Here is a 24,433-nt window from a genome sequence, read left to right as displayed (position 1 = left end):
AAAATAAAAAAGTCCCATTATTAATTTAATGGGACTTTTTTATTTGCTCTACTTTTATAAACAAAAAGAAATCTATTTATGCCTTCCTTTCAATTCGTTTTCAATATCCTTTAAAGTAAATCCTTTTGCTTGAAGTAACATCAAATAGTGAAATAATAAATCTGCTGATTCATATAAAAACAACTCATCGTTGTTATCCATTGCTTCAATAACAGTCTCTACTGCCTCTTCTCCGACCTTCTGAGCTACTTTATTGATACCTTTAGAAAACAAACTTGCTACATAAGATTTTTTAGTATCCTTGTTTTCTACTCTTTCTGTTATCACGTCCTCTAAGGTTGAAAAGAAACCATAAGTTTGTTTGTTCTCTTCTTTCCAACATGTATCCGTACCGGTATGACAAGTTGGCCCAACAGGGTTTACTTTTACTAATAAAGAGTCGTTATCACAATCATTTGCAATACTCACAAGCTCTAAAAAGTTACCACTTTCCTCTCCTTTTGTCCATAAACGCTCCTTGCTTCGGCTAAAAAAAGTTACTTTTCCAGTTTCCATTGTTTTATCAAAAGCATCTTGATTCATATAGCCCAACATCAACACATTTTTTGTTGTGGCATCTTGAACAATTGCCGGTACCAAACCGTTGTCTTTAGAAAAATCTATTTTCATTATTATCTATTTTTTATAAGCCTTAAACTAGTCAAACGGCTCTTTATTATGAAAACTTAGAAAAAACTAAGTCTACGAAACTATTCCTTATATTCTAACAGCAATCCCTTGCTTTTTCAATTCCTTTTTTAGGTCTTGTATATCAATTTCTTTAAAGTGAAAAACACTTGCAGCCAATGCCGCATCAGATTTACCTTTGATAAAAGTATCTGCAAAATGCTGCATATTCCCCGCCCCACCAGAAGCAATTATCGGTATGTTTAACATTTCAGATAAAATTTCTAAGGCCTCATTAGCAAATCCATCTTTAGTTCCATCATGATCCATTGAGGTAAACAAAATTTCACCAGCTCCACGTGCTTCAACTTCCTGAGCCCATTCAAATAAGTTAATATCTGTAGGTACTTTTCCTCCAACCAAATGCACATACCACTCTCCTTCAATTTGCTTTGCATCAATAGCAACTGTAATGCACTGAGAACCAAATTTAGCGGAAGCATCATTTATTAATTGTGGATTTTTGACTGCTGATGAATTAATAGAAACCTTATCCGCACCTGCATGCAAAAGATTGTCAATATCTTCAACAGAAGAAATTCCACCACCAACGGTAAATGGAATATCCACCGCTGCAGCCACACGCATTACTAGATCTAAAAGCGTTCTTCTTTTTTCTTCTGTGGCCGATATATCCAAAAACACCAATTCGTCCGCTCCTGTGTCCGCATAAATCTTTGCCAATTCAACTGGATCTCCAGCATCTCTTAAATCTACAAAATTTACTCCTTTTACAGTTCGTCCATTCTTGATATCTAGACATGGAACTATTCTCTTTGTTAACATTCTATTGAGTATTAAGTATTTTACATCCGCCATTTTAGCTTTATGCAAAATACATTTTTACACTAATCTTTTTTTAAACTACTAACTGGCAGAAACAATATAGTTTTCTAACTGTTTCAAGCTTATTTTATTCTCATAAATAGCTTTACCAATAATCGTTCCTTCACAACCTAACTCCGCTAGTCTAGGTAATTCCTCAAACGTAGAGATTCCACCACTTGCAATCAATTTTACTCCCGGAAGTTGCTCTAACATTTTTTTATATAAATCAAAAGAAGGTCCTTGCAACATCCCGTCTTTAGCAATGTCCGTACAAATCACATAAGATACACCATCTTTCATATAACTTTCTACAAATGGAATCAACTCTTTATCAGATTCTTCTAACCAACCACTGATGGCTATTTTTTCATTATTGGCGTCTGCACCTAAAATAATCTTGTCTGCTCCAAACTTAGACAACCAATTTCTAAATACTTCTGGCTGTTTTACAGCGATACTTCCTCCGGTAATTTGACCAGCACCTGACTCAAAAGCAATTCTTAGATCATCATCTGTTTTTAAACCGCCTCCAAAATCAATCTTCAAACTTGTTTTAGTTGCAATCTTCTCTAAAACTTTATGATTTACAATATGACTTGCTTTCGCACCATCTAAATCTACCAAGTGCAGATGTTCAATTCCATGAGCTTCGTATTGTTTTGCGATCTCTAAAGGATTTTCATTGTATACTTTTTTCGTATTGTAATCTCCTTTCGATAACCGAACACATTGTCCGTCTATTATATCAATTGCGGGTATTAATCTCATTTTTCAACTCGTATTTAATATCAGGTATCAAGTACTCGATACTTTTTTATTTATAAAATAAGTAACATTACGAAATCAATTCTTGATGCTCGCTAGCTGTTACTTGATTCAGAACCTATAGGTTCAAGAAATTCTTTAATATTTGTGTTCCTGCTTTGCTACTTTTTTCTGGGTGAAATTGTGTTCCATAGAAATTATTCTTTTGCAAAGCCGTTGAATATTTCAATCCATAGTTTGTAGTTGCAATAGTTTCAGAACAAATCGGTGCATAAAAACTATGAACTAAATAAATAAACTCATCCTCCTTAATTCCGGAAAATAAGTCACTTTTTAATTCAGCAATCTGATTCCATCCTATTTGAGGCACTTTTACATCATTGGAAAATCGATGTACATCTACATCAAAAATACTCAAACCTTTTGTATCCCCTTCTTCACTTGAATGACACATCAGTTGCATTCCCAAACAAATACCTAATACCGGTTGTTTTAAATTAGGAATAATTTCATCTAAACCTGTAGCACGCAACATTTTCATTGCACTACTAGCTTCACCAACTCCAGGAAAAATAACCTTATCCGCAGCCTTTATCTCTTCAGCATCATTACTTAAAACAGCTTCATGTCCTAAACGTTGCACTGCAAATTTAATAGACTGAATATTTCCTGCTCCGTAATTTATTATTACTATTTTCATATATTTTCAGTAGTTAAGGAGTTAAGTAAATAGGAAGTTAGCATAATCATAACTTCAAAATTCTTAACTACTCAATTATAACATTCCCTTTGTACTCGGTAAAAACATTTTATTCGCATCTCTTTTCACCGCCATTTTCATTGCTTTTGCAAAGGCTTTGAAAATTCCTTCTATTTTATGATGTTCGTTTACACCTTCTGCTTTGATATTTAAATTACATTTTGCACCATCTGAAAATGATTTAAATAAATGGAAAAACATTTCCGTTGGCATATCACCTATCATTTCTCGCTTAAATTCTGCATCCCATTCTATCCAAGGTCTACCTCCAAAATCAACCGCAGCTTGTGCCAAACAATCGTCCATTGGTAAACAGAAACCGTATCTTTCAATACCTAATTTATTCCCCAAGGCTTTACTAAACAACTCCCCTAAAGCAATCATTGTATCCTCTATGGTATGATGTTCATCAACTTCTAAATCACCATCAACTTTTACAGTCAAATCCATAGCTCCATGACGTCCTATCTGATCTAACATGTGATCAAAAAACTTCACTCCTGTTGAAATATCATTCTTTCCTGAACCATCTAAATTTAATTTGATATAAATTTTAGTTTCATTCGTGTTTCTTGTAATTTCAGCTGATCTATCTTCCAGTTTTAAAAACTCATATATCGCTTTCCAATCAGTACTTGTCAGTGCGATGCAATCAATTATTTCTTGCTTATCAGACTCTATTTCATCAGCTCCTAATTCTGGGTTCTCAGATAAATAAATACCTTTAGCTCCAAGATTTTTTGCCAATTCCATATCTGTGATTCTATCGCCTAACACAAATGAATTTTCTAAATCGTACGCTTCAGTATTTAAATACTTCGTCAACAATCCTGTACGAGGTTTACGTGTTGGAGCATTTTCATGAGGAAATGTTCTATCAATCGCTATGTCAGAAAAAACTACACCTTCATTTTCAAAAGCCTGAATAACCTTATTTTGAGCAGGCCAAAACGTATCTTCAGGAAATGAATCCGTACCAAGTCCATCTTGATTGGTTACCATCACTAATTCATAATCCAACTCAGCAGCAATTTTTGCCATGTATTGGAATACTTTAGGATAAAACTCTAGTTTTTCTAAACTATCTAATTGATAATCTACAGGAGGCTCAATACATAAAGTTCCGTCTCTGTCGATAAATAATACTTTCTTCATTCTGTCTTTTATTTAGCTAAATACAATTTTATCAAACAATTATGATGTATTAGATTTTGCTATCTTTTAATTTCTATTCTATACTTTCTAAAGCTTCAATCAATTTCTTGTTCTCTTCCTTAGTACCAACGGTCAAACGTAACGTATTTTCGCATAAAGCTTGAGTTGTTCTATTACGAATTACAATTCCTTTTTCAATCAACTGATTATAACGTTTGTTCGCATCATCCACTTTTACCAAAACAAAGTTTGAATCTGATGGATATATTCTAGAAACATAAGAGATGGTCTCTAGTCTTTTTTCTAGATCTCCCCTACTTTCTAAAATTCTAGCTATTTCTTCTTTAACCTCATCATATTTCAACAAGCGTTCTTTTGCTCTTTGCTGTGTTAACTCATTAACATTATATGGAGGTTTAATCCTATTCAGCACCTCAATAATTTCCTCTGAAGCATAACAAATCCCTAAACGAATTCCAGCCATTCCAAAAGCTTTAGATAAGGTTTGTGTTATAATTAAGTTTGGATATAATTTTAATTTTTCTAACCAACTCTCTGAACCAGAAAAATCTATATATGCCTCATCGATCACTACTAAACCATTAAATCCTTCAACAATTGCCTTTATCTTTTCTTCAGAAAAAGCGTTCCCTGATGGATTATTAGGAGAACATAAAAAGATAATTTTGGAATGCTCCGATACACTAGCTAAAGTTTCTTCTACTCGGATATCGAAATCTTCCGTAAGTAATACCTCTTTTGTCTCAATATTATTTAAAGCCGCTAAAACCCCATACATTCCATAGGTAGGGGGTAAAAACACGACATTATCCTCTTTTGGCTCGCAAAAAGCTCTGAATATAAGATCCAATACTTCATCACTTCCATTCCCCAACAATATCTGTTCTGTTGGAATCCCTTTCAACCTAGAAAGCAATTCTTTTACATTCTGCTGTTTGGGATCAGGATAACGATTTACCCCATTTTGAAAAGGATTTTCGTTTGCATCCAAGAAAATCATATTTGCAGTCGCCTCTTCAAATTCATCCCTTGCAGAAGAATAAGCTTTTAACTTTGCAATATTATCTCTTACTATTTTATTTAAATCAAATTTCATTTCTTTTCTCTAAACTTTATCAAGGATAAATTATGACTCCTTCTCTATAGCTTTCAACCTCAATGTTACCGCATTTTTATGAGCTTGTAACCCCTCTGCTTCAGCCATTAATTCAATAGCTTGTCCTATATTTTGAATCCCTTCTTTTGAAAGCTTCTGAAAGGTAATCTTTTTGGTAAAAGCATCCATATTGACACCGCTATACATACGAGCATAGGCATTAGTTGGTAATGTATGATTCGTACCAGAAGCATAGTCACCTGCACTTTCTGGCGTATAAGGACCAATAAAAACAGACCCAGAATTTACGATTCTATCTAAATATAAATCCTCATTCTGAACATTTAAAATCAGATGCTCTGGAGCATATTCATTTATAAAATCAATTTGATCTACCAAACTTGGAATTAACACAAACTGAGAATTATCAATTGCACTCTGTGCCATTTCTTTTCTTGGTAAAACCGCTAATTGAGAAGCAACTTCCTCTTGAATTGCCTCTAAACTCTCCTTAGAATTTGAGACACAAATAACCTGACTATCATGCCCGTGTTCAGCTTGCGACAATAAATCAGAAGCTACAAAGGCAGGAGAAGCCATTTGATCTGCCACCACCATCAATTCTGAGGGTCCCGCTGGCATATCAATCGCAACACCTTTTGTTAGAGCGAATTGTTTAGCTCCTGTAACAAATTGATTTCCTGGTCCAAATATTTTATAAACATTTGGTACGGATTCCGTTCCTAACGTCATGGCTGCAATTGCCTGTACTCCACCAAGTTTAAAAATATCTGTGACCCCTACTAATTTTGCAGCGTACAAAATAGCAGGATTGATTTTTCCATTTTCATCAGGAGGTGTACAAAGAACAATCTCTTTACAACCAGCTAATTTTGCCGGAATCCCTAACATTAATATCGTAGAGAACAACGGAGCTGTACCGCCTGGAATATACAAACCAACTTTTTCAATAGGTCTCATTTCTTGCCAACATTCAACCCCATCTGTAGTTTTAACTACTTTTTTAGATATGAATTGGGAGGCATGAAAGATTTTAATATTTTGTTTTGCTAAAGCAATAGCATCCTTAAGTTCCTCCGAAACTAATGAAACTCCCTGATTGATTTCTTCCTCAGAAACCTTCAAACTTCTTAAATTCGCCTTATCAAACTTTAGCGTATATTCTTTCAAAGCCTTATCTCCTTCCGCTTCTACTTTATCGAAAACTTCAGATATAATTTTCCCTAGATCACTCGCTTCTTTAGCCGGACGTTCCGTTAAAGAGTTCCAAGTTTCTCTTGCTGGGTTTTCTATAATATTCATTGCTTTTCTAATTAAGAATAAATTACAATACCATTTTCTCAATCGGCACCACCAAAATTCCTTCAGCACCACGTTTTTTCAACTCATCTATGATATCCCAGAATTTAGTTTTTCCTTCAACCACAGTATGAATAGAACTCCACCCCTCTTGAGCAAGTGGCAAAACCGTTGGGCTTCTCATTCCTGGTAATAACTCTAAAATTGAATCAATTTTATCATTAGGAGCGTTTAATAGGATATATTTAGAGTTCTGACCTCTCAAGACTGATTGAATACGAAATTGAATTATATCTAATATTTCTTGTTTTTCAGCAGATAAATTTGGTCCAGCAGTTAAAACAGCTTCGCTTTCATCCATCTTCACTACTTCCTTCAATCCATTTTTGAACAAAGTACTTCCACTAGAAACAATATCACAAATTGCATCCGCTAATCCAATATTCGGTGCAATCTCTACAGATCCGTTAATGATATGTAAATCAGCTGAGATTCCATTTTTTGCAAAAAATTTCTTTACTGTATTTGGGTATGAAGTTGCAATTCTTTTACCATCTAAATCTTGCAAAGTATTAAACTCAACTTCCTTAGGCACCGCTAAAGACACTCTACATTTAGAAAAACCTAAACGCTCAATTATCGCAAGATCTTCACCTTTTTCTACCAAGGTATTTTCACCTAAAATAGCAACATCAACAACTCCATCTCTCAAATATTGAGGAATGTCACCGTTTCTTAAATACAAAACTTCTACAGGAAAATTACGTGCTGAAGCCTTCAATTGATCCTTTCCATTATCTATAGAAATTCCACAATTTTTTAATAAACCTAACGATTCTTGGTTAAGTCTTCCTGATTTCTGAATGGCGATTTTTAATTTTGTCATTTTGATTTTTAATTGTGTTTAAGCAACTGTCAATGATTTGATTTTTACTAAAAAAACCCATTTGAGCTACTCAAACGGGTTTTTTGAAAATATGTTTATAAACTACATAACATTCCTAGCTCGTTTGATCACAAGATTTAGAATGATGATGATGTAGTTTATTTGTATTCATTTGTTTTATTTTTACGACGCAAATATAATTAATTTAATTATAAATTACTTCACCAATTCCTGCTTTTTTTAGCAGCTCACAAGATTTAATCTTTTGTTAACTGACTACCCCACCAATCCTTATTTGGTTCAAAATTCTCCTTCAGCATTTTCTTTCGGTATTTTTCTAAAATCACCTTGTATTGTTGTTGTTTTGCAGCCCTCATTTTGCCTGCAATAACTTTGCTATAAGTACTATCAACAGTAGGATATTTCGCTCCTACTTCCTTAAGATATGCTTTTAACATGGTATGCATGATTCCTGTTCGTTCTTTTAACTCTGAAGACAAATCATTATCCTCATGTATATCATTTTCTAGATCGTATAGCTCATTTCTTGAATCCTCATAATAATGAATCAACTTCCATTTCCCTAATCGAATAATAGAGGAAGGCTCTCCCCCTTGATTCCCATAATGAGGGTAATGCCAATACAAAGGCCTTTCTTTAATAGATTTACCCTCTAATAAAGGTTTTAAACTTATTCCATCTCTATGTTCAGAAGGCATAAGTGACATTCCAGACAAATCTAATAAAGTTGGATACAAGTCAGTTCCCGTTACAGGTGTATCTATAGAGTTTATCTTAGTATTCAACCAAGGAACCTTTATAAAATATGGCTCTCTTATTCCTCCTTCCCATTGATAACCTTTCCCTCCTCTTAACGGCAAGTTTGAAGTAGAAAAAGCATCACCAGAAGCAACTCCTCCATTATCGGAGGTAAAAACTACTATCGTATGTTCTTCTAAACCAAATTCCTTTAAACTATTCAAAACTTTCCCAACAGCGGAATCCATCGACTCAACCAAACCAGCATAAATAGGGTTATCCTGACTTACACGTACAGGTAAAACACGTTCCAACTGGTATCCTTCATCAGACAAACCTAATGCTACGGCCTTATTCCTGTATTTCATTCTAAGTTCCTTTGTTGTTTGCAAAGGACCATGTACGGCATAAAAAGATAGAAATGCAAAAAATGGTTCTTCTTTATGCTCTTTCATAAATTCAACTGTTTCATTAGCTAAACGCATTGAAAGATTCTCTCCAGCTATTTCGTCCTTTAATTTCGGATTTTTAAAAGGTGAAAAATATCCTCCTGCTGGACTTCCTTTATGATAACCAGCTTTATTGATATCAAAACCATGATCTTCAGGCAACGACCCAACACCGCCTAAATGCCACTTTCCAGCAAAAAAAGTTTTGTAACCTTGATTTTGGAAAGCTTCTGCTAAAACAATGTTTTTTGCAGGCAACTCTTTTTTATAACTAGCTGGCAACATTTTATCATATCGATTCAAATCTCTCCATTGCTCTCCTGATTTAGCTCCAATCCAATCCGTAACCCCATGTCTTGCGGTAGACTGACCTGTCATAATACTTGCCCGAGAAGGACTGCACACCCTACAACTAGCATACCCCTGTGTAAACACAGTGCTTTGATTCGCTAAACTATCGATATGAGGTGTTTCGTAAAACTTACTTCCTGAACCACTGGTATCATACACCCCAAAATCATCTACCAAAATAAATAAAACATTAGGACTGTTTTTGTTTACCTTCTTTTCTTTTTCGCAAGAGAACAAAAGTACAAATACCATTATTCCCCAAACATTTTTTATCATTTTTATATTTTTTAAATACATCTAATATTTAAGTTCTTTAACAGGCATTACTTTGCCGGGCTCTAAACTTCCCAACAGGATATTCCCAATTCTTACACGCACCAATCTTAATGTAGGAAAACCAACTGAAGAAGTCATTTTTCTAACCTGCCTAAACTTTCCTTCCTTGATGCGAACAGAAATCCATGAAGTGGGTCCATGCCGATCATCACGGATTTTTGTAGATCGGTCTGCAAAATCAGGTTCCTTTTCTAACAACACACAAATACTTGGTTTGGTAATATACTTCACGCCTTTTATTCCAATCTCAACACCCTTGTTTAATTTCTGTAATGCCTCAGCATTCATCACGCCATCAACCTGCACATAATACTCCTTTTCAACTTTCGTACTGCAAATAGTATGACTTAACTTACCATCAGTAGTTAATAACAATAAACCTTCCGTTTTTACATCAAGTCGACCAACAGCCATGGTTCCCTCTGGAAAATCATGTAAATCTCCCAATAACTTTTTCTTTCTAGTTTTATTATTTACAAACTGAGAGATATAACCAAAAGGTTTGTGAATGATAAAATGTGAATGTATTTTCTCTGACATATTTATGTATAAAAAAACCATCTATAAATAGATGGTTTTTAATATTTACAGCAATTTACTATTCTTTGTAAACTCCCATGTTCTCATATTTAGCAATACGAGATTCAATCATTTTCTCTACAGATAACTTTTTGATCGCAGCCAATTCGTCCATTACTGTTTTCCTTACTGTTTCAAAAGTCTCTTCCCTATTAAAATGTGCTCCTCCAACAGGTTCTCTAATCACTCCATCAACTAAGTTAAGACTAGACATATCTTTAGATGTCAATTTCAAAGCAGAAGCAGCTTCAATTTTATAATCCCAACTTCTCCACAAAATAGTAGAACAGTTTTCAGGAGATATAACAGAATACCATGAGTTCTCCATCATCATTACTCTATCACCAACACCTATACCTAAAGCTCCACCTGAAGCTCCTTCTCCAATAATTACAGTAATAATAGGCACTTTCAACACACACATTTCAAAAATATTACGTGCTATTGCTTCCCCTTGTCCTCTTTCCTCTGCTTCTAAACCAGGATAAGCACCAGGAGTATCAACAAAAGTAAGTACAGGGATATCAAACTTTTCAGCCATACGCATTAAACGCAATGCTTTTCTGTACCCCTCAGGATTTGCCATCCCAAAATTTCTATATTGACGTGTTTTTGTATTGTAACCTTTTTGCTGTCCGATAAACATAAAAGATTGATCTCCTATTTTACCTAAACCACCAATAATAGCTTTATCGTCTTTTACACTTCTATCTCCGTGTAACTCCATAAAAGTATCTCCTGCTAAGGCTTTTACATAATCCAAAGTATACGGTCTGTTAGGATGTCTTGACAACTGAACTCTTTGCCAAGGAGATAAATTTTTATAGATTTCTTTTTTAGTTACCTCTAATTTCTCTGTTAATTTCTTACATGTTTCAGAAACATCAACAGCACTTTCCTCTCCGATCACTTGGCATTTATCCAATTGTTCTTCAAGTTCCTTAATTGGTAATTCAAAGTCTAAATATTCCATATTGTTATTGTTATAAGATGACAAAGATACTAACTTAATGAAAGTATCAAAATCATATTTTTTATTTTTTTGATTTTAAATACAAGTAAAAGGCTAACGACCCAAATGCTATATTCGGCATCCAGATGAGTAACACAGTATTGCTACCCGCAACTGCACCTAGCACTTCTGCCACTTTCATAAAGAAAACATATATAAACATCAACCCAATTCCTACAGCCATGTTGATTCCCATTCCTCCACGTTTTTTACGGAAAGACAAACAAACAGCTAGTAATGTCATGATATAAGAAGATACAGGTAATGTAGTTCTCTTATAAAGCTCCACATAATAGGCATTCAAATTTTTCACACCTCTATCTTGTGATTTTTTTATAAAATTCTTTAGTTCTGCAGAAGTCATCTCTTTAGACAAGTAATCAACATACAAAAGATCTTTAGGAGAAAAATCAAAAATAGTATCAAACTTTCTTCCAACTTCAATACTATCCATATCATTAAACCTCTTTCTTTTGGTAAAATTCTTTAAGGAAAATGTACTGTCTTTTTTAGACCATGTGATTTCGTTTGCAGTCAAGCGATACTTCATTTTTAATCCATCATATTCTTCATATGAAAAATCATACCCTCTATTAGTTCTAATACCAAAATTCTGAATATAAATATACCTCCCTTTTCCAAGGCGCATACTAAATTCTTTTACATAATTTTCTTTAACATTATTTCTATTTGCTAAATACTTTTTATCAAATTTTGTAAGCGTTTCATTACTATTTGGCACCACATAATGATTCATAAACAAAGCATAAACCGTTACAAGGGTAGCACCTATAAAATAAGGTTTTAAAAACCTGGTAAAGGAGATACTTGCACTATTAATGGCAATAATCTCTGTATTATTTGACAGCTTTGAGGTAAAGAATATTACAGATATAAACAAAGCCAATGGCATAAACGTATTGGCATAATAAATAATAAAATTGACGTAATAATCTTCTATTATCTCTCCTACTGATAAATTAGTATGACGTAAAAATTTATCAATTTTCTCTGACACATCAATCGCTATTGCAATGGGTATCAAAATAAATAAGGTAAAGAAAAAAGACCCTAAGTACTTTTTTAATATGTATTTATCTAATATTCTCAAGTTCAAAAATTGAATCGTAAATATATAAGAATTACAAACGGTTATTCATTTGACGAACCATTTTATTTTTCCACTCAGCAAAATCACCTGCCAAAATATGTTTTCTAGCTTCACGGGTTAGCCATAAATAGAATCCTAAATTATGAATAGTTGCAATTTGCTTTCCTAACATTTCATTAGAAGCAAACAAATGACGCAAATAAGCCTTTGAATAAAAAGTATCTACATAAGTAATTCCCATAGAATCAATTGGAGAGAAATCATCTTCCCATTTTTTGTTTTTTATGTTAATACTACCATAAGCTGTAAACAACATTCCATTCCTAGCATTACGTGTTGGCATAACACAATCAAACATATCTACTCCAAGAGCTATATTCTCTAAAATATTAATCGGTGTTCCAACCCCCATTAAGTATCTTGGTTTATCCTCTGGCAATACACTACAAACAACATCTGTCATTGCGTACATTTCTTCAGCTGGTTCCCCAACAGACAATCCTCCAATGGCATTTCCTTCCGCTCCTACACCTGCAATAAACTCTGCAGATTGTTTACGCAAATCTTTATAAGTACTTCCTTGAACAATTGGAAAAAACGTTTGTGAATACCCATATTTAAAAGGTAGTTTTTCTAAATGCGTCATACACCTATTCAACCAACGATGCGTCATATGCATAGATCGCTTTGCATATTTATAATCGCATGGATAAGGTGTACATTCATCAAAAGCCATGATAATATCAGCACCAATGGTACGCTGTGTTTCCATCACATTTTCTGGAGAAAAGAAATGATAAGAGCCGTCAATATGACTTTTAAACTTCACTCCTTCTTCTTTAATTTTTCTTCTACCAGACAAAGAGTATACTTGATATCCACCACTATCTGTCAAAACAGGCCTATCCCAGTTCATGAATTTATGAATCCCACCTGCTTTTTCAAGAATATCCATTTTTGGACGTAAATACAAATGATAAGTATTCGCAAGAATAATATCTGGATTTACTTCTTCCTTTAATTCTTTTTGGTGCACTCCTTTTACGGTTCCCATAGTTCCTACGGGCATAAAAATTGGAGTTTCTATAGGACCATGATCAGTTGTCATTACACCTGCTCTGGCTTTACTTTGTGGATCTTTCGATTTTATTTCAAACTTCATAAGCGACAAAGATACTTAGAAACAAATGAAAACTAAAAGTTAATTTTTTAAAAATTATAGACAAGAAATTATAATAAATCCTTAAAAAAACGGAACTCGATTAAAAGTAAAACATCAACCCAAAACTGATTCGCATGGCATCTCTAGCTTTATTGACATCCATTTCAGCTCCATTAACCTGACCATTCATGACTAACATCTTTGCTCCATAATCTAACTCCACCCCATAGGTCATCCTACTATAATGGTCATACATAATATTTACAATCCCATAATAATGAATATGATCTACATCACCATTTAGAACAACAAGCTCTGGACTCTCATTTTCAGAAACCAGAAATCTAGAAATATCATTTGTAAAAAATCTTGTATAACCACCTACTAAATTTGTATGTAATTTATCTGTCCAAAAATGTTCATAGGCCATCCAACCTCCATAGGAAGGTGTCGCATCAAGCTCATTGTTAACAGTAGGAAATCCATCATACCCAAACCCTGCAATACTTGTTATATAAGAGGTTATCCCTTTTCCGGCTGTTCCTTGAAATTGAAAGCTATTTTTACCTTTCAATAATCGTCCTGAAAAAGAAACACCATATCCGAAAAACGAACTTTTGACATCATCATACTCATAATTGATATTTCGAAACATTGTTGACATTCTCAAATGTCCCCATTTTTTTTCATGTTTCACACCCAAAATAAGATCTGGAGTTGTTTGATGTGCATTCCCAATTAGTGGTTCAATTTCATCATACCTATTATAATCAGTAATCGGTGCATCTAAGGCAATAATATATCTCCAGTCGGGATCGTTTCCTATTTTATTGAAATATTTAATATGTGGACTACGAACCCAAACCCCTGAAGGTGGTCCTTCCCACTCCAAAATATTCGGCCATAAAGCTTCGTCTCCAAAGGATGCCCAGCCCTGACCTATTTGCCAATGATCAAACTCAACATAAGCCTTTCTTAAACGCATGGTTCCATTTCCTCCCCAAAAATCAAACTCAACAATCGCATAAATGCGTTCTCCTTCTTTGGTCATAATTGTAGACTCAAACTTTAGTTGCGTTTGATACATGTCCATTTTAAAACTACCTGAATCATCTGTTCCAAAAACATTAATCTTACCTATATTAAACGTCTCACTATCCTGAAGTCCACCAAAAACATCATAATAACCGTTCAATTTAATATTGGCTCCAAAACTACTTTTAAAATAAGGTTTCCCATTAATAGAATCTTTTGAAGTTACTGTCAAAAATCGATCTTGCGCAAAACTTTGAAAGCCTACAGATAGAAAAAACACAAAGCCTAAAAAATAATATTTCATATCATAACATTTATTAGAAATTAAATTTAAGCTTTTTATTTAATTCCTTTTTATGAAACAACTCTATTTGATGTAGCGTAAAATATTATGATAACAGAACCTACTTTGAAAACCAAAATATCTAAAAAGAAATTCATCCAAGAATAATAGAATTGTGATGTTAAGTATAGAAATATTTTATCTTTTTTATTTGAATAATACATAAAATAAGTATCTTAGTTTTTATATAGCTACCTGAACAAACTACTTTTTAAGTCTGCCGATAACAAAACCAAAAGGCGTAAACCATTTTTAAAACGTAGTGCTATTTATTAAAAAATAATAATTTATGAAAAAGTGTATCTTAATTGATGATGATGCTACTGCAAGATTGATAACCCAACAAATGATTTCTAAAGTAGAAGATTTAGAGGTAGTTGGAGATTTTGAAAATGCAATTGATGCCATTAAATTTTTAAATGACCAAACGGTAGATCTCATTTTTCTTGATATTCATATGCCTACTTTTTCTGGATTTGATTTTATAAAAACGCTTAAAACACCTCCTAGCATTGTTCTTGTAACTTCTGACAGAAATTTTGCTTTAGACGCCTTCGAATATAACTGCGTAGTAGATTATCTTGTAAAACCTTTGACATTTGAAAGATTTCAAAAATCTATGGACAAAATATCTTCATTTGGAGCACCAATTCAACAGAAAAAAGAAGAAAACAAGGATACTACAGAAGATAAACTTTATGTAAACATTGATAGAAGATTAGTAAAAATACATATCCCTGATATTTATTTAATCGAAGCCAAAGGCGACTATATAAACATCAAAACAGAGAGTAAAAACTATATTGTACATTCTACTTTAAAAAAAATAGAAAACAAATTACCTTCTCAGACTTTTATAAAAGTACACAGATCTTATATTATTAACTTTAACAAAATAGTTGATATTGAAGACAACAGTGTTCTGATAAAACAAGACATAATTCCTGTAAGTAGATCAAATCGAAGTGAATTAATGCGACGATTAAATTTACTTTAACCCTTCTCTGTTTTTGTACCAATGACCACGTCTCAAAACGGTATTTGCTTATGGTATAAACCAAAATAATGTTGTTACATTTCAAAAGAAAACAGCTTCAAAACATTTCAACAAAAACTCTGATAAGACAATCTCATTAGCTATCCTTAGAAATTTATAGTTGTTTACTAGCTATTAACACTTAAGAGAGATTAATTGATATCTTTGTCACTAGACATTACAATAAATTACAAATGAACTATTACTATATAAAAGCCTTACATATAATTTTTATCGTTACCTGGTTTGCAGGTTTATTTTACATAGTTAGGTTATTTATTTATCATGTAGAAGCAGACAAAAAGCAACAACCTGACAAAGGGATTTTACAAAGGCAATACAAAATTATGAGCAAAAGGCTTTGGTATATTATTACCTGGCCCTCTGCAGTACTGGCTAGTTTTTTTGCGTTTTGGTTACTTTATGAAAACCCTACTCTTTTAAAACAGCAATGGATGTGGATCAAACTATCGTTTGTAATTTTATTATATTTTTATCAATGGGGATGTCATGTCATCTACAAACAACTTCAAGATGACATTATTAAATATAGCTCAGCTAAACTAAGGTTATGGAACGAAGTGGCAACAGTGGTTTTATTTGCGGTAGTCTTTTTGGTAGAATTACAAAACAACATAGATTGGATATGGGGTGTTGTTGGAATATTTTCTTTTGGAATAATTTTAATGCTACTTGTAAAACTTTACAAAAAATCTAGAAAAAAGAGAAGCTGGGATCCAGATGATTCTCTAGAGTAAATCAATGATTTCTCCTCGTCCATCAGAAGAATTACTACCGATTACATAGTGGGTATCTTGCGAATGGATTTTATAAATTAGTTTATCGGAATGTAATGTAGAAATCAGATCAATTATCTTTTCATAGTTTAAAGAGGATTCATCTAACCACACTTCTTCAATTTTATTTTTCTGAGCGTAGCGCTGTAATTGTTTCATAGAATTAAACTTGACAAAACTTAATTTTCTACGAATATTTTTATCTATCGCTACTTTTTTATCTCCAACATACAATACATTTTCTCTGTCTTCAATAAGAATTGTTTGATCTGAAAGCTGAAAATACTTAAATAAATACCACAATTTGATGCAAATCTTCATTCCTGCATCCTGAAAAAAGTTGGAAGTAAAATGTTTTTTGTAAAATATTTCCATAGCTCCATGAAAATATTTTAAATATTTCACATCCTTCCGAGTAGACTCTCCTTTAAAATGAATGCATTTCAAACTTCCTAAATAATAGTTTTTGTAACCTGCCTGCAGTAACTTATAACTAAGATCAATGTCTTCTCCATACATAAAGTAATCCTCATCGAAACCACCAACCTCCTTGTAAACTTTGGTTTTAAGAAACATAAACGCCCCTACAAGTATCTCAATCTCGCCTTCTCCATCTTGCTCTACATTGTTAGCATAGTAAGTTCCTTTATTTTTATCTTTCCCTAAAAATCTATTGAACGATGCTTTTAGGGTAGGGATTCCTCGTTTACTTTCTGGTAAATATGCACCAGTACCGTCTACCAATTGCACCCCCACGGCTCCCATATTTTCATGTTCAACTGCAAAAGACAATAACTCTAAAAAAGTTGATTCACCAACAACTGTATCGGGATTCAATATTAAAACGTACTCTCCTCTTGCAAGAGCTACTCCTTGATTATTCGCCTTAGAAAAACCAATATTATCTTTATTACAAATAAGGTTTACAGATGAAAAGTTTTTAGAAATTAAAGCGCAGCTATTATCTGTAGAAGCATTGTCTACAACAATAATTTCCGCATTTAAGTGCAAACATGCTTTTTCAACACTTCTTAGACATAAATCTAAAAAATGATACACATTATAATTGACTATAACAACGGAGAGTTGAATGTTAGGTTTAGAAGTCAAGTAAGTTAATTAAATTGGTTTCTGTATAACGAAAATACAGAGTGGTTATTGTATTTTGAAAGATAAAAAATTTATTGATTTAATGAATCACTAAAAGGCACTCTATTTGCAATACTTCTACCTAAAGTGACTTCATCAGTATATTGCAGCTCATCTCCCACGGAAATACCTCGTGCAATGGTAGAAATAGTAATAGAATAATTTTGTAATTGTTTATACAAATAAAAATTCGTTGTATCCCCTTCCATAGTAGAACTAAGAGCCAATACAACTTCAGTAACACTGCCCTCTTTCACCTTATCTATCAGACTTTCTATAGTTAAATTATGAGGACCTATGCCTTCCATTGGTGAAATTCTACCACCCAAAACATGGTACAACCCCTTATATTGAACCGTATTCTCAATAGCCATTACATCTCTAATATCTTCAACTACACAAACAATATTCTCACTACGATTATGGTTTGAGCAAATTTCACAAAGCTCCACATCAGAAATATTATGGCACTTTTTACACAACTTTACCTCTTCTACCAAATCATTCAAAGCGTTCGCTAAATGATTCGTATGAGATTTAGGTTGCTTTAAAAGGTGTAATACAAGTCTTAACGCAGTTCTTTTTCCTATTCCAGGTAACTGTGAAACTTCATTCACAGCTTTTTCTAACAATTTTGATGAAAAATTCATATCACAAATGTACTAATTTAGACAAGTAAATAGCTACATCATCAAATCAAAAAACGATAAAAACTAATCAATTTGTATTAATTCCAGAATAATTCTTCTCAAATAAGCCGCTGCTAATAAATCTTTAGTATTTTCACTTTTTTTAACACTTTATTTCATGCAAGCCTATCAAATAGTTTTTATTGTCTTAGCCTACTTTTTCGTACTGTTAGGAATTTCTTATTTCACTGGTAAAAACGACTCCAATGATTCCTTTTTTAAAGCCGAAAAAAAATCTCCTTGGTATGTTGTTGCCTTTGGTATGATTGGTGCTTCTTTGTCTGGCGTCACATTTATATCAGTTCCTGGTTGGGTGCAAGCAAGTCAATTTAGCTATATGCAAATAGTACTAGGGTACTTAGCTGGATATATAGTGATCGCCTATATTTTACTCCCAATATATTATAGAACTAACATTACTTCTATTTATGAATACCTACAAAATAGATTCGGAAATGTTACCCACAAAACAGGGGCTTTATTTTTCTTTGTTTCTAGGGTATTAGGTGCATCATTTAGACTTTTCCTAGTAGCTTCTGTTTTTCAGTATTTTATTTTTGACGCTTGGAATATTCCGTTTGAACTCACGGTAGTAATCTCGATTTTATTAATCTGGATGTACACCTATAAAGGAGGAATGAAAACAATTGTTTGGACAGACACACTGCAAACAACTTTTATGTTAACCGCTGTAATAGTTGCTATTTATATAATTTGTGATAGTTTTAATTGGACCATCATTGAAGCATTTCAATCTCATGAATTTAAAAATTATTCAAAAATATTTTTCCATGATGATTTAAACAATAATAAGCATGTTGTAAAATCATTTTTTGGAGGAATGTTTATTGCCATAGCAATGACTGGACTAGATCAAGATATGATGCAAAAAAACCTCACTTGTAAAAGCACAAAAGAGGCTCAGTGGAATATTTTATCTCTTGGTTTTGTCCTCATTTTTGTCAATTTTATTTTTTTATCTCTAGGAGCTCTATTATACATCTATGCTGACAAACATGGAATTTCAATACCTATGGTAGATGGGAATCCAAAAACAGATTTATTATTTCCAGAGATTGCCTTAAACCAAAACTTAGGAGTCCCTATCGCACTTGTTTTTATTTTAGGCTTGATCGCAGCAGCCTATTCAAGTGCTGACAGTGCTCTTACATCCTTAACAACTTCATTCTGCTATGATTTTCTTTCTATTGAAAACCTGCCTGAACTGGACAAAAAAAAGACAAGAAAAAAAGTACATATCGGTGTTTCAATTTTATTAATCTTTGTCATCACATTATTCAAACACATACTAGAAGACAATGTTATTAGCAGTCTCTTAAAAGTTGCTAGCTACACTTATGGACCACTGTTAGGACTATTCGCATTTGGAATATTTTCAAAACACAAAATTCAAGAAAAAAGAGTACCTTTTGTTGCGATTGTTTCACTATTAATCACTGCGTTATTAGATATTTATGCTGAAACATGGTTTTCAGGTTATAAATTTGGCTATGAATTGTTAATTTTAAATGGATTGATCACTTACGTTGGCCTCATTTTTTTGAAGATTAAAACCAATAAAATAGGGTAAAAACAACGTTTTCATTCCAAAATATAAGTATTTTTACAGCATGGAAAAAGACCTAAGTAACTATAGAAAAGTTTACGTAAAAAAAGAACTCCTAAAAAAAGATGTTCCCGAAAACCCAATGGAATTATTTCAAAAATGGTTTCATGATGTAGAACAATCAAATACAGTTGATGAAGCCAATGCTATGACTATTTCAACGATTGGAACAGATGGTTTTCCAAAAAGTAGAATTGTACTATTAAAAAAGTTTACTTGGGAAGGTTTTATCTTTTATACAAATTACACAAGTGAAAAAGGGAAGGCAATTGCTGCGAATCCAAATGTTTGTCTATCCTTTTTTTGGCAAGGAATGGAACAACAAATCATTATCAAAGGAAAAGCTGAAAAAATTGCAGAAAATTTATCTGATGGTTATTTTGAGTCTAGACCTAACGGAAGTAAACTTGGAGCATGGGCCTCTAATCAAAGTGAAGTGGTAACCTCAAAAAAGGTATTAACTTCTAATTTAGAAAAATTTGAAAATCAATTTAAAGACAAAGAAATCCCAAGACCCGATCACTGGGGTGGATATATAATTAAACCTCAGTCAATTGAGTTTTGGCAAGGTAGACCCAATAGAATGCATGATAGAATCAGATATCAACTTCAAAAAGATTACAGCTGGAAAATTGATCGGCTAGCTCCATAAAAACAATGATACAAACCAGTTATTAATAGGGATAAACCAAGAGTAATTAGCAAATTAATCAGTCCCCATAAAACATTTTTAGTATCTTTGAACCATTAATTTGTATACATGAAAACAGTATATATTGTACGTCACGCAAAATCTTCTTGGGAGTACAAGGGCATAGAGGACATTGATAGACCCTTAAAAAAAAGAGGTATAAAAGACTCTTATTTAGTTGCCTCGGCACTTGTTAAAAAAATTGATAAGCCTGATGTTTTTATTACCAGTAGTGCATCTAGAGCCCTATCAACAGCGGTAATTTTCTCAAATGTTTTTAGCTATCCTCTCTCAAACTTGCAAATAAAAAAATCTTTGTATAATTTTAGTGATGGCTATTTGGTAAAAACCATAAAAGCACTTGATGATGAATTTGATTCTGCAATCATTTTTAGTCATGATCATGGAATCAATGATTTTGTAAATAAATTTGGTGACACTTTTATTCCACATGTTCCTACATGTGGTGTTGTTGCTATTCAATTTGAAAACAATCATTGGAAGAGTGTAAAAAAGGGAAAAACTTTGTTTCAAGATTTTCCTAAAAACCACAAATAAAAACGAATTACATTGTTAGAAATTAAAAAATATGCAGCCATAGATATAGGATCTAATGCTGTGCGCTTATTAATATCAAATATTGTTCTTGTTAAAGACGAAGAACCTAAATTTAAAAAATCAGCTTTGATTCGTGTTCCAATACGTTTAGGGGCAGATGCTTTTATATCTGGAACTATTTCTGAAGAAAATTCTATTAGAATGATAGATGCAATGAAAGCATTTAAACTTTTAATGAAAGTGCATGGTGTAGAAAAATACAAAGCATGTGCTACTTCTGCAATGCGCGACTCCTCTAATGGTAAGGAACTGATTCAAAGAATCAAAGAAGAATCGGACATATCGATTGAAATAATTGATGGAAAAAAGGAAGCTCAAATTATTGCTTCTACAGATTTATCTCAATTAATTGAAGGTCATAAATCTTATTTATATGTAGATGTAGGTGGTGGTAGTACCGAGTTTACCGTCTTTTCAAAGCAAAAATTGATTGCTTCAAAATCTTTTAAAATGGGAACAGTCCGTTTGCTAAATAAAGAAGTGGACAAAAAAGAAACTTGGAAAGAAATAAAAAAATGGATTGAAGCCAACACCAAAGACATGAAAAAAATCGTGTTGATTGGTTCTGGTGGAAACATTAATAAGATTTTTAAAATGTCTGGCCAAAAAATTGACAAGCCACTTTCTTATATTTATATGAATGCGCATTATCAATTTTTAAAGAAAATGAGTTATGATGAACGTATTTCTGAACTTGGACTTAACCCTGACCGAGCAGATGTAATAATTCCAGCAACAAAAATTTATCTATCTGCCATGAAATGGAGTGGTGCTAAAAAAATCTATGTTCCAAAAATTGGTCTTTCAGATGGAATTATTAAAAGTTTGTATAGCGGAGTTCTAGAAGCATAATCAATGTCGAAATATATTCCGTTATTAATTTGTTGTATGTTAACTATTGTCGTTTCATGTAAAACTGAAACTACTAAAAAAGAAACTAATGCAGAAAGCAAACAAACCGAAATAAAAGTAAAAAAAACGCCTCAAAAAAGACTTTTAGCACCTGAAGATCGTCAATATATTTTTGATTCTATCAGTACTGAAAATGCGGTTGCTTTTTTTACTGAATACGGAAAATCTCATCCACAAACAAAATTAAAAATAACTACACGATTAGGAGATATTTATGTTCGTTTGTACAAAGACACACCAATACACAGAGCCAGTTTTCTATATTTAGTAGAAAAAGGCTATTACGATACAACTTGCTTTTATAGAATTGTTCCTGATTTTATTGTACAAGGAGGAAGTTCTGATAACTTAGTAACTCCAGCGTACAAAACTCAATTAAATGATTACAGAATCCCTTCTGAGTTTAGAAAAAATAGAGTTCATAAAAGAGGCTGTATGGCAGCTGCTAGAGATTGGGAAAACAATCCCACAAAAGAATCTACACCTTTCGAATTTTATTTTATTCAAGCAACCAAAGATCAGTCACATTTAAATTATGAACACACTGTTTTTGGCGAAATTACAAAAGGACTAGATGTTATTGATAAAATAACACAAGTAAGCATTGACAGATACGAATGGCCCGAAAAAGACATTCCTATGAAAATAACAATATTAGATTAATTATTTAATCAAACCAAACAACAAAGGTCTTTGGCTTCACTAAATTAGGTATTTGTTCTAATTGCACATCATTCGTTTGAATTGTATTAATTCCCAAATCCAACTTATCCAAAGTCATAGTAGCATTCATTTTATCCAAATACAAGACCACTTTAGTAAAAGTAGACTCAATTTTAGACACATTCATTGCCAAATTTATCTCTTCAAATTTAGACCCCAATCCAACGCCACCTTGCTTTGTAATATATTTTGCATCATGAATATCAACCGTTCTTATGGTAGATAAAGAATCTAATGATTCTTTTGGTGTTAAGGTTAACATATGCTTCCCTTCCTTTGAATATATCAAATAATAATCATCTTCTTGAGCGTACCTTCCCTTATAACCAAGTATTCCTTCACTCAACCTTTTTACAACGGAATCATTTTCAAATAAAGATTCTATTTCCATTACCTTAGTCTCTGAAGTAAGCACTCCCACCCTATTTTTCTCAACGGTATATTCATCTTTATTAGAACAACTGAAAAGCAATATCGCTAAGACTAAGATGAAAAAAGATTTAAAACTAAATTTACGCATGGCTATTTGGGTATTATATTATAATGGCTAAAAGTAGTTTTTTTCTTTTAAAAAAGCTGCTATAATTTTCACAAAATGACCACAAAAGAAGGGGGCATAACTTTTATATTCTCTTTACTACACTATAAATTTCAAATAAAAATATAATTATTCTAGATAGCTTGTAAACTATTTGGATTGAGTATCTTTGCACCCTGAAATTTAGATTATGAGTACGGAAAACAATAAAGAATTAATTGCCTCTGGAGAAATGCTCCCATTAATGGAAGAATTTTATACCATTCAAGGGGAAGGTGGTTATACCGGTACAGCAGCATATTTTATTAGAATTGGTGGTTGCGATGTAGGTTGTCATTGGTGTGATGTTAAAGAAAGTTGGGATGCTAATTTACACCCTCCTACCTTAACCGACACGATTGTTTCTAATGCTAAAAATTATGCTAAAACGGTAGTTGTTACTGGTGGAGAACCCTTGATGTGGTCTCTAGATTATATCACCTCAAAATTAAGAACCGTAGGAATTCGTACCCATATTGAAACTTCAGGCGCTTATAAACTTTCAGGAACGTGGGATTGGTTCTGTTTATCTCCTAAAAAAACAAAACTACCATTAAAAGAGTGTCATCAAGCTGCAGATGAACTTAAAATGATAATTCACAACGCAAATGATTTTATTTTTGCAGAAGAACAAGCAGCAAAAGTTTCTAGTTCTTGTCAATTATACCTACAACCAGAATGGAGTAAAAAAGAAAAAATGATTCCTCAAATCATTGATTATGTAATGAAACACCCTAAATGGAAAATTTCTTTACAAACTCATAAATACTTAAACATCCCTTAGTGCATAACTACTTTTGCAGCTTCTAAATAGTTATTTATAACAAGCTTGTAAATAAAACTTTAGTCCCTATCTATTTATATTTGCTACTTAGATTTTGTCACATTCTTTCAAATTGTAAATAACTTCTGAAAAAGTT

At 32.7% G+C, this 24,433-nt stretch carries 25 protein-coding genes; 8 read left to right on the top strand and 17 right to left on the bottom strand.

Features of this window, described 5'->3' with window-relative positions; all coding sequences use genetic code 11:
* Positions 1–72: 72 nt before the first annotated feature.
* The 14 genes from hisIE to AC2DGP_RS01895 form a co-directional block, all read right to left on the bottom strand.
* The gene (gene hisIE, locus AC2DGP_RS01960) at positions 73–669 is read right to left on the bottom strand and encodes a bifunctional phosphoribosyl-AMP cyclohydrolase/phosphoribosyl-ATP diphosphatase HisIE (protein WP_484491350.1); all 597 of its coding nucleotides are present in this window, start codon (positions 667–669) and stop codon (positions 73–75) included.
* 87 nt (positions 670–756) lie between these two features.
* Positions 757–1,512: an imidazole glycerol phosphate synthase subunit HisF gene (gene hisF / locus AC2DGP_RS01955; RefSeq protein WP_484491349.1), complete on the bottom strand. Its 756-nt coding sequence runs from the start codon at positions 1,510–1,512 to the stop codon at positions 757–759.
* Positions 1,513–1,593: 81 nt separating this feature from the next.
* A complete protein-coding gene (hisA, locus tag AC2DGP_RS01950; RefSeq protein WP_484491348.1) occupies positions 1,594–2,322 on the bottom strand; it encodes a 1-(5-phosphoribosyl)-5-[(5-phosphoribosylamino)methylideneamino]imidazole-4-carboxamide isomerase in 729 nt (242 codons plus the stop codon).
* Between the two features lie 115 nt (positions 2,323–2,437).
* Complete coding sequence (gene hisH / locus AC2DGP_RS01945) at positions 2,438–3,019, bottom strand: imidazole glycerol phosphate synthase subunit HisH (RefSeq protein WP_484491347.1); 582 nt, start codon at positions 3,017–3,019, stop codon at positions 2,438–2,440.
* 75 nt (positions 3,020–3,094) lie between these two features.
* A complete protein-coding gene (gene hisB / locus AC2DGP_RS01940; RefSeq protein WP_484491346.1) occupies positions 3,095–4,234 on the bottom strand; it encodes a bifunctional histidinol-phosphatase/imidazoleglycerol-phosphate dehydratase HisB in 1,140 nt (379 codons plus the stop codon).
* A 73-nt stretch (positions 4,235–4,307) separates the two neighbouring features.
* Complete coding sequence (gene hisC / locus AC2DGP_RS01935) at positions 4,308–5,351, bottom strand: histidinol-phosphate transaminase (RefSeq protein WP_484491345.1); 1,044 nt, start codon at positions 5,349–5,351, stop codon at positions 4,308–4,310.
* Between the two features lie 30 nt (positions 5,352–5,381).
* Positions 5,382–6,674, bottom strand: coding sequence for a histidinol dehydrogenase (hisD, locus tag AC2DGP_RS01930; RefSeq protein ID WP_484491344.1), 1,293 nt, complete (start codon positions 6,672–6,674; stop codon positions 5,382–5,384).
* Between the two features lie 22 nt (positions 6,675–6,696).
* Positions 6,697–7,557: an ATP phosphoribosyltransferase gene (gene hisG / locus AC2DGP_RS01925; protein WP_484491343.1), complete on the bottom strand. Its 861-nt coding sequence runs from the start codon at positions 7,555–7,557 to the stop codon at positions 6,697–6,699.
* A gap of 257 nt (positions 7,558–7,814) precedes the next feature.
* A complete protein-coding gene (locus tag AC2DGP_RS01920; protein ID WP_484491342.1) occupies positions 7,815–9,392 on the bottom strand; it encodes a sulfatase in 1,578 nt (525 codons plus the stop codon).
* Between the two features lie 21 nt (positions 9,393–9,413).
* Complete coding sequence (locus AC2DGP_RS01915; RefSeq protein WP_484491341.1) at positions 9,414–9,992, bottom strand: pseudouridine synthase; 579 nt, start codon at positions 9,990–9,992, stop codon at positions 9,414–9,416.
* 58 nt (positions 9,993–10,050) lie between these two features.
* Complete coding sequence (locus AC2DGP_RS01910; protein WP_484491340.1) at positions 10,051–11,004, bottom strand: acetyl-CoA carboxylase carboxyltransferase subunit alpha; 954 nt, start codon at positions 11,002–11,004, stop codon at positions 10,051–10,053.
* A gap of 61 nt (positions 11,005–11,065) precedes the next feature.
* Complete coding sequence (locus tag AC2DGP_RS01905) at positions 11,066–12,154, bottom strand: LptF/LptG family permease (RefSeq protein ID WP_484491339.1); 1,089 nt, start codon at positions 12,152–12,154, stop codon at positions 11,066–11,068.
* Between the two features lie 31 nt (positions 12,155–12,185).
* Positions 12,186–13,316, bottom strand: coding sequence for a tRNA guanosine(34) transglycosylase Tgt (tgt, locus tag AC2DGP_RS01900; RefSeq protein WP_484491338.1), 1,131 nt, complete (start codon positions 13,314–13,316; stop codon positions 12,186–12,188).
* 100 nt (positions 13,317–13,416) lie between these two features.
* Positions 13,417–14,655, bottom strand: a complete 1,239-nt coding sequence (locus AC2DGP_RS01895) for a hypothetical protein (RefSeq protein WP_484491337.1) — start codon at positions 14,653–14,655, stop codon at positions 13,417–13,419.
* 328 nt (positions 14,656–14,983) lie between these two features.
* Here AC2DGP_RS01895 and AC2DGP_RS01890 point away from each other — a divergent pair, with 328 nt between their 5' ends.
* Both AC2DGP_RS01890 and AC2DGP_RS01885 read left to right on the top strand, forming a co-directional pair.
* Positions 14,984–15,691 carry a LytR/AlgR family response regulator transcription factor gene (locus AC2DGP_RS01890; protein WP_484491336.1) on the top strand — a complete coding sequence of 236 codons (708 nt, stop codon included), beginning with the start codon at positions 14,984–14,986 and terminating at the stop codon, positions 15,689–15,691.
* Between the two features lie 233 nt (positions 15,692–15,924).
* A complete protein-coding gene (locus tag AC2DGP_RS01885; protein WP_484491335.1) occupies positions 15,925–16,488 on the top strand; it encodes a CopD family protein in 564 nt (187 codons plus the stop codon).
* On the opposite strand, the gene AC2DGP_RS01880 is transcribed toward AC2DGP_RS01885, so the two are convergent.
* On the bottom strand, positions 16,480–17,637 hold the full coding sequence (locus AC2DGP_RS01880) for a glycosyltransferase family 2 protein (RefSeq protein ID WP_484491334.1): 1,158 nt from the start codon (positions 17,635–17,637) through the stop codon (positions 16,480–16,482). The two genes, AC2DGP_RS01885 and AC2DGP_RS01880, sit on opposite strands and share 9 nt — an antisense overlap.
* 71 nt (positions 17,638–17,708) lie before the next feature.
* A complete protein-coding gene (gene recR, locus AC2DGP_RS01875; RefSeq protein ID WP_484491333.1) occupies positions 17,709–18,326 on the bottom strand; it encodes a recombination mediator RecR in 618 nt (205 codons plus the stop codon).
* A 157-nt stretch (positions 18,327–18,483) separates the two neighbouring features.
* Between recR and AC2DGP_RS01870 the strand changes: the two genes are divergently transcribed.
* From AC2DGP_RS01870 to AC2DGP_RS01850, 5 genes are all read left to right on the top strand, one after another.
* Entirely contained in the window at positions 18,484–19,956 is a 1,473-nt protein-coding gene (locus tag AC2DGP_RS01870) for a sodium:solute symporter (RefSeq protein ID WP_484491332.1), read from the top strand.
* A gap of 40 nt (positions 19,957–19,996) precedes the next feature.
* Entirely contained in the window at positions 19,997–20,644 is a 648-nt protein-coding gene (gene pdxH, locus AC2DGP_RS01865; RefSeq protein ID WP_484491331.1) for a pyridoxamine 5'-phosphate oxidase, read from the top strand.
* A 108-nt stretch (positions 20,645–20,752) separates the two neighbouring features.
* A complete protein-coding gene (locus AC2DGP_RS01860) occupies positions 20,753–21,241 on the top strand; it encodes a SixA phosphatase family protein (RefSeq protein ID WP_484491330.1) in 489 nt (162 codons plus the stop codon).
* Positions 21,242–21,253: 12 nt separating this feature from the next.
* Positions 21,254–22,153 carry a Ppx/GppA phosphatase family protein gene (locus tag AC2DGP_RS01855; protein ID WP_484491329.1) on the top strand — a complete coding sequence of 300 codons (900 nt, stop codon included), beginning with the start codon at positions 21,254–21,256 and terminating at the stop codon, positions 22,151–22,153.
* 3 nt (positions 22,154–22,156) lie between these two features.
* The gene (locus AC2DGP_RS01850) at positions 22,157–22,876 is read left to right on the top strand and encodes a peptidylprolyl isomerase (RefSeq protein ID WP_484491328.1); all 720 of its coding nucleotides are present in this window, start codon (positions 22,157–22,159) and stop codon (positions 22,874–22,876) included.
* A gap of 4 nt (positions 22,877–22,880) precedes the next feature.
* Here AC2DGP_RS01850 and AC2DGP_RS01845 read toward each other — a convergent pair whose 3' ends face one another.
* The gene (locus AC2DGP_RS01845; protein ID WP_484491327.1) at positions 22,881–23,456 is read right to left on the bottom strand and encodes a hypothetical protein; all 576 of its coding nucleotides are present in this window, start codon (positions 23,454–23,456) and stop codon (positions 22,881–22,883) included.
* 208 nt (positions 23,457–23,664) lie between these two features.
* Here AC2DGP_RS01845 and AC2DGP_RS01840 point away from each other — a divergent pair, with 208 nt between their 5' ends.
* Positions 23,665–24,297 (top strand): 7-carboxy-7-deazaguanine synthase QueE, encoded by a 633-nt coding sequence (locus tag AC2DGP_RS01840; protein WP_484491326.1) that lies wholly within the window; start codon positions 23,665–23,667, stop codon positions 24,295–24,297.
* The last annotated feature ends 136 nt before the right edge of the window (positions 24,298–24,433 follow it).

Source organism: Flavicella sp. IMCC45537 (assembly GCF_057197705.1).
Note: the sequence above shows the minus strand (reverse complement) of the source record. Positions and strands in the feature narration are given on the sequence as shown.